The following is a 7,448-nucleotide window of genomic DNA, read 5'->3' as shown; positions in this document are numbered from 1 at the left end:
CCTGGGCGTGCTCGCCTATGTGATCGTGCGCGGCGAGGGCATGGGCAAGCGCGAGATCCGGCACGTGCGGGAGCAGCAGGCGGCGTTCAACGACTACCTCCGGGAGACCGCCGGCGCGGATGACGGCTCGGCGAACGTGGACCGGCTCGCCAAGCTCTCGGACCTCAAGGCCCGGGGCGACATCTCCGAGGCCGAGTACCAGCGCGCGAAGGAGAAGATCCTGCACTGACCGGAACGGTCCCGCACCGGCCGGGAGCACGGGCAGGAACGCGGCCGGGAACGCGGGCGGGAACGCGGGCGGAAAACACGGAACGTCCCGGGGAAGCTCGCTCTTCCCCGGGACGTCCCGGTGCTGCGGGGTGTTCCGTCCGGAACCGCTCCGTCAGGGGGCGGGGGTGGTCGGCGGCGCCAGGAGCCCGCCGAGGTGCACGAGGTGGACCTTGGGGGTGTAGTTGATCGCGGTGTTGTTCTCGCCGTTCTGGCAGAACACCGGACCCTCCGCCTCCTGCTCGACGTCGTACAGGAAGGCCTCGTCGAACGCGAAGGCCGTCGAGTCGGAGTTCCCGCAGAAGTTGATCTGCTTGTCGTCGTCCTTCTTCTTGTCGTAGGCGACGGCGGACGTCGCCGAGGCGCCGATCGCGGCGATCGCGGCGACCGCCATCACGGACATCTTGAGGGATGTGCGCATGTCTCTCTCCATTCTCAGCGTCTCCGGGGTGGAAGAACGCATCGAGTTTTACCGCCACAAAATGGACTGATAGGGCGTCAAAACGCACACCACCGCCTCCCCACCGCGCAACGCCACCCCATTGGCCCACCCCCGGGCACCCCCGGCCCGCCACCCGCCGGGCGCACGGCGGACGGAGCGGGGCCGACGAGGCAGGGCGGGAGAGCCACCCGTCAGGTGAACACGACCCCGGAGCGCCGCACGCTCATGACCGGAACACACCAGGCCACCGACCACCGGAAATGCCGCAACAGCCGCACCACGGACCACAGGCCCCGGGCCACGGGCCACGGGCCACGGACCCGACAGGGCACCGGCCGGAAACAGGGATCGGACCGGAAACAGGGATCGGACCGGAAACAGCAGAAAGCCCCCTCCGTCACCGGAGGGGGCTTTTCACCACTGCGCGCTCGGCAGGATTCGGACCTGCAACCTCTTGATCCGTAGGATCGGGCATGCTCGCCCTGCTGGCCTCCATGGCATCAAGGCCATGTCGTCGTGATCAGCTGCTGACGGTTGACGTGTGGCGTTGTTGCTGTCACTGCTGCTGTCAGACTTTCAGTACGTCGGGGCGGGAGAGATGTCCGCCGCCGACCTGAGGCGCCCAACTCGCCGCGCGTCCACTCGCGGCACGCCGGTGCCGCGGAGCCCTCGGCAGCACAGCGCGTCGGTGACGAGATCGATGCGCATGGCCCTGGCTCGACCGGTCGGGCCGCAGACAGGGTTCTAACTCCTGGCCAGGACTTCGGCCTCCGAACGGGTCAGCAACGCTTCCAATGAAGCAGATTCCGCCTCCTGGATCGCTGCGGCGGCGTAGTCGATGGCGAACGACGCATAGCGCTCAGCATCCTCCGCGTCGTGCTCGGCGCGCTTCACGTCGAACTCGGCCTTGCGTTCCTGGAAACGGCTCTTAGCCGTCGCTACATGCTCCTGCCATTTGTTCCTTGCTTCTTCCAGTGACGCAGCGGCAGTGGCCTTCTGTTCGGCTGCCTCATGGCGGAGATGCTCTGCCCGCTGTTCCGCCTCCTGCTGAGCCTGGTCGACCGCAGCCGACAACTGCTCCTGGTTCTTGGTGACGGCACTCTGCACCTGCTCTTGTGCGTGCTTCGCCCGATCCGTCAATTGGGTGATGCGGTCTGTCGTCTTCGTCATGACCCATCCTCTGATTGCGAACAAAAGGCACTTATCAACTCCAACACATACGTCAGGAGGCCGCCATTCGGGTGACGACACAGACCTTTCCCATGCTGGTCGGGTTTCCGGAAGAACCTCACCACCGACCGCAGCGACCACCGCCGCAATCCCCCGTTTCCCTGTGCGACACGGGGCCGGTCGGGTGACGATGGACGTGTACTGACGTGACCACGCTGCTCCGCGAAGGAGGCGGACGTCATGAGTTCCTCTTCCGAATCCCCGGGCGCCGTTCCCCCGCGTGGCGCCGAGCCACAGGACACGCCCCAGGCCGAAGGCATGTCCGTCCTGGCGAACATGGGCTGGCAGATCCTGCTCACCATGGGCCTGGCCACCACCGCCCTGGGCGTCATCGCCTTGGTGTGGCCGGACGCGACGCTGCGCGTCCTCGGCGTGCTCTTTGGCGTCTACCTACTGGCCACTGGCGTCTTCGAGCTGGCCGGCGCCTTCGGCACGCACGTGCCCCGGCATCTTCGGGTGATGCATTTCCTCACAGGTGCACTGTCCATCCTGCTGGGGCTGATCTGCTTCCGGGGGCCCCTGGAGTCAATCCTGCTGCTCGCCCTGTGGATCGGCTTCAGCTGGCTGCTGCGCGGCACCATGGCGACGGCCGCGGCGGCCTCCGCCAAGGACATGCCGGCCCGAGGCTGGCATGCGGCCTTCGGGATCATCAGCGCTCTGGCGGGCATCGTGCTGATCGTCTCGCCGTTCACCTCGATCGCGGCACTCACCCTGGTGGTGGGCATTATGGCCATCGTCCTGGGCCTGAGCGAGGTGGTCCGCGCCATCATGATGCGCGGCGAGATCGGCCGTCTCGCTCCGGGCACGTCCGCCCAGCGGCGACCCCTGTTCCACGCCCGTCCGCACCACCAGCACTGATCACCGGAGTCGGATCGGCCGGCCACCGGCGAGCAGCGCGCCGGAGCAACGATCGCTCCGGCGTCCGCCGCCCGCCCGGCATCACCCAGCTTGACGGCCGGAAGTGGGCACATTGATTCATTGCTGCGCAGCGCGTGGCCTGCCAGAGTCGTGCAGTGCGTGTACACGTAGTGACCGATGAAGTCCGAGCTCTATCCGGTTCCGGCTTCAGTCAGCCGGTACGACGGCCGTGAACAGCTCGCCCGACAGCTGAGACCACCCGCCGGGTGGTGCCCCAGCCCGGCGGCGGCCCGGCGGGCGCGGTGCCCGGCCGATGGCGGGGAACCCGTACCCGTAGCGTCCGGGGACTGATCCGGCACCGCACGGGAGTCGGCAGGGTTACGGCTTCACCGTCCAGCCCGACGGGAACGACCGGGACGTCGGCATCGACGACGACCTCGTCAGAGGTGGCCAGATTGGTCAGGCCGTGCGTCTGCCCACTTCGCAGCCGTGCGGCCGTCTCGGCGGGCGTCTCCGCCCTGGCGGCAAGGACTCCCAGGAGCCCGGAGTCCAGGTGCGCACGCCTGCCGAGCCCGGCCGGGTCATCGGCCCAGTAGGGGTTGTTGCTCACCAGCACGGCATCAGGCCGGTCCACAGTGAGCAGCCCGGCCCGTACCACCAGCTCCGGACCCTCGTGGCGGGCCAGGAAGTCCGGGAGGGTCCGCACTGTCGTCCCGATCTTGTCCTCCCGATAGGCCGGGTCCTGCACCAGGGCGGCATACGCACCGAACGACACGTTGTTGACGAACACCCACTCGCCTGCGAACCCGAGATCCACGCGCAGCTCGACACAGTCCGTGAGGGCCTCCAGCGCGGCCGAAGGGTCCTCACGGTCCAGGCCGAGGTCCATCGCGAAGTGGTTGCGGGTACCGGCCGGAACGACCACGAAAGGAAGATCGCTCTCCGCAGCCACCCCGGCGACAAGTGCCTGTGTACCGTCTCCGCCGGCGACCCCCAGCAGATCCGCACCGTCATCCACCGCGCGTCGGGCGACAGCCGTGAGGTCCTGGGGCCGTGAAGGATCGAGCAGGAGAACCTCGGCGCCCAAAGCACAGGCGCTTTCCGCGATCCGGAACCGGCTCGCCTTTCCTCCTCCCGAACGAGGATTCACGATCAGGTACGGTTGCCGCGCAGCGGCCACCGGTCGGGATGCGTTCTCGGTCATGGCAACAGCCAACGGTCCGCGTTCATCAGCCCTGCGCACGGCACAGGCGCCGGCAGAGTTGCCGTCACCACGCCCGCTGCTGACTGCTCCGTCCACCACCGGCCCGGTCCAGCGATCGCACCGGCGGCCACCGCCTCCACCATGATTTTCCTCCGACAGCCACGGCCTACCGCACCAGCTTGCGGCTCAGCCTGGGCGTTCGCAATTGCCGGGCTTGGGCCCGGGGCCGGCGGGCGTCGGCGCGGGCCTGTGCGGCGTGGAATCGTTCCGAAGCAGCGAGGCCGCTGCTATCGGCCGTCAGGGCGAAACCGAGGCACCGGCGGTCGGTGCCAGCGATTGAGGTGGCCGCACTCTGCGCCGGCCGCCACCGCGGTGCAATCGGTTGTGGTCCGGTTGGGCTGTGGGGTGATCGCCAGCGGGGACAGCCCCGAAAACACCGTCTGCACAAGATCGTTAACATCCTTCACACGGATGTCAACGCCCTCACGACTCTCCGTCACCACCGAATGTGAGACGGCCGTTGATCGGACACTCCCGTCCCCATCAGTGCACCGCGAGCTCGATGCCGATCGCCGCGAGTCCCAGTGTCGCCGTGATGGCGAGCGCGAGGGCCTTGCGCCATGGCCCGATCCGCAAGCGGCACACGGCGAGGAGCGCCACGACGACCAGCGTGACGGCCAGTGTTGCTGAGATGATCCGCAGGGCCGTCGCCACGTCGATCACGCCAGCCGCGCTGATCCCAAGAATCCCCATCGGCACGACGACGACCCCGCACGACCCGAAGCTCACGTAACCGAGGTGGGCAAGCTCCCTGCCCGATGGCAGCGCACTGTCCCTGACCATGTGCGCGATCACATCGGCGACAAACACGGCCATGAGCGTGCCCAGCACCGTGAGAATCAGCGTGAGCGCTGCGCCGTCGACGGTGGCATGGTCTGCGTCCCTTTCGTAGGCGATCATGACGGCCAGCGCGGTGGAGGTGATGTAGACACGCTCCTTGAGCGCCTCCGACCGCTGATGGGCGTTGATGGAGCGTACGGATCTGGGCGACTTCGGGGGCCTCTGCTCGTCGTCCACGATGTGAGGCTACAGGCGCTAATTCCACGCGAGCAGACTGGACGTACTCCCGAGGACGTGGGCTCCGTTCGGCTCCGCGCGGTTCGTCACGTCCTCCGGCAGGGTCAGCAACACGGCCCACAGGAGGGCCGCCAGCACGATGGCGAGTCCGAACGCCTGCATGAAGGCTCGCCGGTGCTGCGTCACATGCAGCCGGTCGTCCCGCTTGGCCACGACCTCCATCGCGGGCACCAGCAGCAACGTCGCGCCGACGGCAGCGGCGGTGCCCAAGTCCCCCTCGAAGCGCAGCGCCCAGACGGCGACAGCGAAGGCGGTGAACATCAGCGACGCATAGACGGCGAACAGCGTGAGGAGATACCCCTTGCCCTCCCCGCCTTCCGGCTCGCCGCTGCCGATTGCACAGCGATCTTCGATTTCATCGAGGGCTGGTACAACTTGCACCGGCTGCACAGCAGCCTCGGCTACCGCAGCCCCGCCGACTACGAGACCGCACTCGCAGCCTGAGCACCACACCAACCGTGTCCGTCAAAGCGGAACAACCTCAATCGCTCCTTCACCCTCCTGTGTGACAAGGCCGAGGTCCGCCGCGTCCGCTTCCACGACCTGCGCCATACCTGCGCTTCGCTGCTTCATGAGCGGGGCGCCGACGCCCGGATGATCATGGAAGTGCTCGGTCACAGCTCCATCCGCGTGACCATGGACATCTACACCTTCGTCCGGCTGGAGTCACAGAGGTCCGCCTTCGATCGCGTCGGCGAAGCACTCCGTGACAGCAGCGAGCCCGGCGATGACGACAGCACGACCGGCGTCGCGACGGTCCACTGACCTGCTCGGAAAGTGGTTGCTGTCAACTGCTGCTGTCATGACCAATGCAAAAGGCCCCTTCCATGTCTGGAAGGGGCCTCTTGCTGCTGCGCGCTCGGCAGGATTCGAACCTGCAACCTCTTGATCCGTAGTCAAGTGCTCTATCCGTTAAGCTACGAGCGCTTGCGTCCCGGCGTTTTCTTGCCGGTCGGCGTTGCGGGAACAACATTACATGACCTGCCGCCTGAGGCGAAATCCGTTCCTCCCAGCCCGTCTGAGCTGGGAAAACTGCTCCAGGAGGGGTCAAGTGGAGCCGCCCGGAACGACACCGGGAGCGACATCGGGGAAACGCCATCCGGAACGGCACCGGGAACGGCAGAAGCCCCGGCCGTCGGACCGGGGCTTCAGTGATCGAGAAGATCGAGCGGAGGCTCCGGGATTTGAACCCGGGATGGGGGGTTACCCCAAACCGCATTAGCAGTGCGGCGCCATAGACCAGACTAGGCGAAGCCTCCAACACCATCGCGCGAACGCAATGTGGTGTGTGCAGATGATGGCACAGCCCTGCGGGCCGTCACCAATCGCCCCCTACGGTACCCGGCGCCGGTGCGGCGGGGCAAAGCCTTACCCGGCCGCGCCGGGCCCGCCGCCACGGCCCCAGCGCCGCCCCCATCACGACGCGCCGCCCCGTCACGACGCCGCCGGCCCGTCAGCCGTCGCCGCCCGCCACCGCCGCGCCGCGAACCGTCCCACCCCCGGAGCACGACGGAGCACCACGGAGGACGACGGAGCGCGACGGAGCACCCCGGAAGCACCGCCGTGTCACCCGGAGGGTCCGCACCGGTTGCGCAACGCCCCGGTGGCCGGAGCGTTAGTGATGGCAGGCACGCGTCAGCGGACCGGCCGCACCGTGCCCCCACCACCGTCGCCCCCACTCCTGGAGTCCCCGATGCCGCTCCGCCGCCTCGCCCTGACCGTGCTCTCCGCCGCCGCCGTCCTCGCCGCAGCCGCCCCCGCGACGGCGTTCCCCGTCCCCATGCCGGGGGTGGACACCGACCCCGTGCCCCCGACGATGGCCGTGGCCCCGGCCGGCGAGGACAGACTCACCGTCACCGTCGACGGCAGCGGGGACCGCGCCCTCGACGGCCTGTACAGCCTCGACTGCCACCCCGCGGGCGGCACGCACCGGGACCCCCAGCCGGCGTGCGACCGGCTCGACGAGGTCACCCGGTGGGGCGCCGACCCGTTCGCCCCGGTCTCCCCGCGCGCCAACTGCACGATGATCCACGGCGGTACGGCCACCGCACGGGTCACCGGCACCTGGGCGGGCCGCCCGGTGGACGCCACCTTCAACCGGACGAACGGCTGCGAGATCGCCCGCTGGAACCGGCTGGTGCCGCTGCTCCCGGACGGCACCTCCTGACGGGGGACGCGCCCGGAGGTCCGTCCCCGGACGGGTGATTGCCGCCACTTCCCGGGTCCGCACGCCTTATGTCGGGCCTGCGGGGAGTCGCACGAACTCGTCTCCCGGCCTCCCCTCATCCCCCGCCGCGCCCGCAACGGCTG

9 protein-coding genes, 2 tRNA genes and 1 pseudogene are annotated in these 7,448 nt (G+C 68.5%); 5 read left to right on the top strand and 7 right to left on the bottom strand.

Going from position 1 to position 7,448, the window contains the following annotated elements:
- On the top strand, nt 1–229 hold a 229-nt coding region (locus ABT112_RS31190; protein ID WP_351515146.1), incomplete at its 5' end, for an SHOCT domain-containing protein.
- 153 nt (nt 230–382) lie between these two features.
- Here the strand turns inward: ABT112_RS31190 and ABT112_RS31185 are convergent.
- Both ABT112_RS31185 and ABT112_RS31180 read right to left on the bottom strand, forming a co-directional pair.
- A complete protein-coding gene (locus tag ABT112_RS31185) occupies nt 383–688 on the bottom strand; it encodes a hypothetical protein (protein ID WP_351515145.1) in 306 nt (101 codons plus the stop codon).
- 765 nt (nt 689–1,453) lie between these two features.
- Entirely contained in the window at nt 1,454–1,879 is a 426-nt protein-coding gene (locus tag ABT112_RS31180; RefSeq protein WP_351515144.1) for a hypothetical protein, read from the bottom strand.
- A 240-nt stretch (nt 1,880–2,119) separates the two neighbouring features.
- Between ABT112_RS31180 and ABT112_RS31175 the strand changes: the two genes are divergently transcribed.
- Complete coding sequence (locus tag ABT112_RS31175; RefSeq protein WP_351515143.1) at nt 2,120–2,797, top strand: HdeD family acid-resistance protein; 678 nt, start codon at nt 2,120–2,122, stop codon at nt 2,795–2,797.
- Nucleotides 2,798–3,008: 211 nt separating this feature from the next.
- Here the strand turns inward: ABT112_RS31175 and ABT112_RS31170 are convergent, their stop codons facing one another.
- From ABT112_RS31170 to ABT112_RS31160, 3 genes are all read right to left on the bottom strand, one after another.
- A complete protein-coding gene (locus ABT112_RS31170; RefSeq protein ID WP_502975501.1) occupies nt 3,009–4,001 on the bottom strand; it encodes a diacylglycerol/lipid kinase family protein in 993 nt (330 codons plus the stop codon).
- A gap of 543 nt (nt 4,002–4,544) precedes the next feature.
- Nucleotides 4,545–5,078, bottom strand: coding sequence for a hypothetical protein (locus ABT112_RS31165; RefSeq protein WP_351515142.1), 534 nt, complete (start codon nt 5,076–5,078; stop codon nt 4,545–4,547).
- A gap of 18 nt (nt 5,079–5,096) precedes the next feature.
- A complete protein-coding gene (locus ABT112_RS31160) occupies nt 5,097–5,519 on the bottom strand; it encodes a hypothetical protein (RefSeq protein WP_351515149.1) in 423 nt (140 codons plus the stop codon).
- Between the two features lie 120 nt (nt 5,520–5,639).
- Between ABT112_RS31160 and ABT112_RS31155 the strand changes: the two are divergent.
- Both ABT112_RS31155 and ABT112_RS31150 read left to right on the top strand, forming a co-directional pair.
- A pseudogene (locus tag ABT112_RS31155) lies at nt 5,640–5,732 on the top strand (hypothetical protein); the annotation flags it as partial.
- A 12-nt stretch (nt 5,733–5,744) separates the two neighbouring features.
- Nucleotides 5,745–5,903 (top strand): hypothetical protein, encoded by a 159-nt coding sequence (locus ABT112_RS31150; protein WP_351515141.1) that lies wholly within the window; start codon nt 5,745–5,747, stop codon nt 5,901–5,903.
- Between the two features lie 89 nt (nt 5,904–5,992).
- On the opposite strand, the gene ABT112_RS31145 is transcribed toward ABT112_RS31150, so the two are convergent.
- Together ABT112_RS31145 and ABT112_RS31140 are read right to left on the bottom strand one after the other, a co-directional pair.
- Nucleotides 5,993–6,065 (bottom strand) — tRNA-Arg (locus ABT112_RS31145).
- 242 nt (nt 6,066–6,307) lie between these two features.
- Nucleotides 6,308–6,397: transfer RNA gene (locus tag ABT112_RS31140), tRNA-Ser, on the bottom strand.
- Nucleotides 6,398–6,759: 362 nt separating this feature from the next.
- Between ABT112_RS31140 and ABT112_RS31135 the strand changes: the two genes are divergently transcribed.
- Entirely contained in the window at nt 6,760–7,305 is a 546-nt protein-coding gene (locus tag ABT112_RS31135) for an SSI family serine proteinase inhibitor (RefSeq protein ID WP_351515140.1), read from the top strand.
- The last annotated feature ends 143 nt before the right edge of the window (nt 7,306–7,448 follow it).

The organism is Streptomyces sp. NPDC002055 (assembly GCF_040296705.1).
Classification (GTDB): Bacteria; Actinomycetota; Actinomycetes; order Streptomycetales; family Streptomycetaceae; genus Streptomyces.
This window is presented reverse-complemented; position numbering and strand designations above follow the sequence as displayed.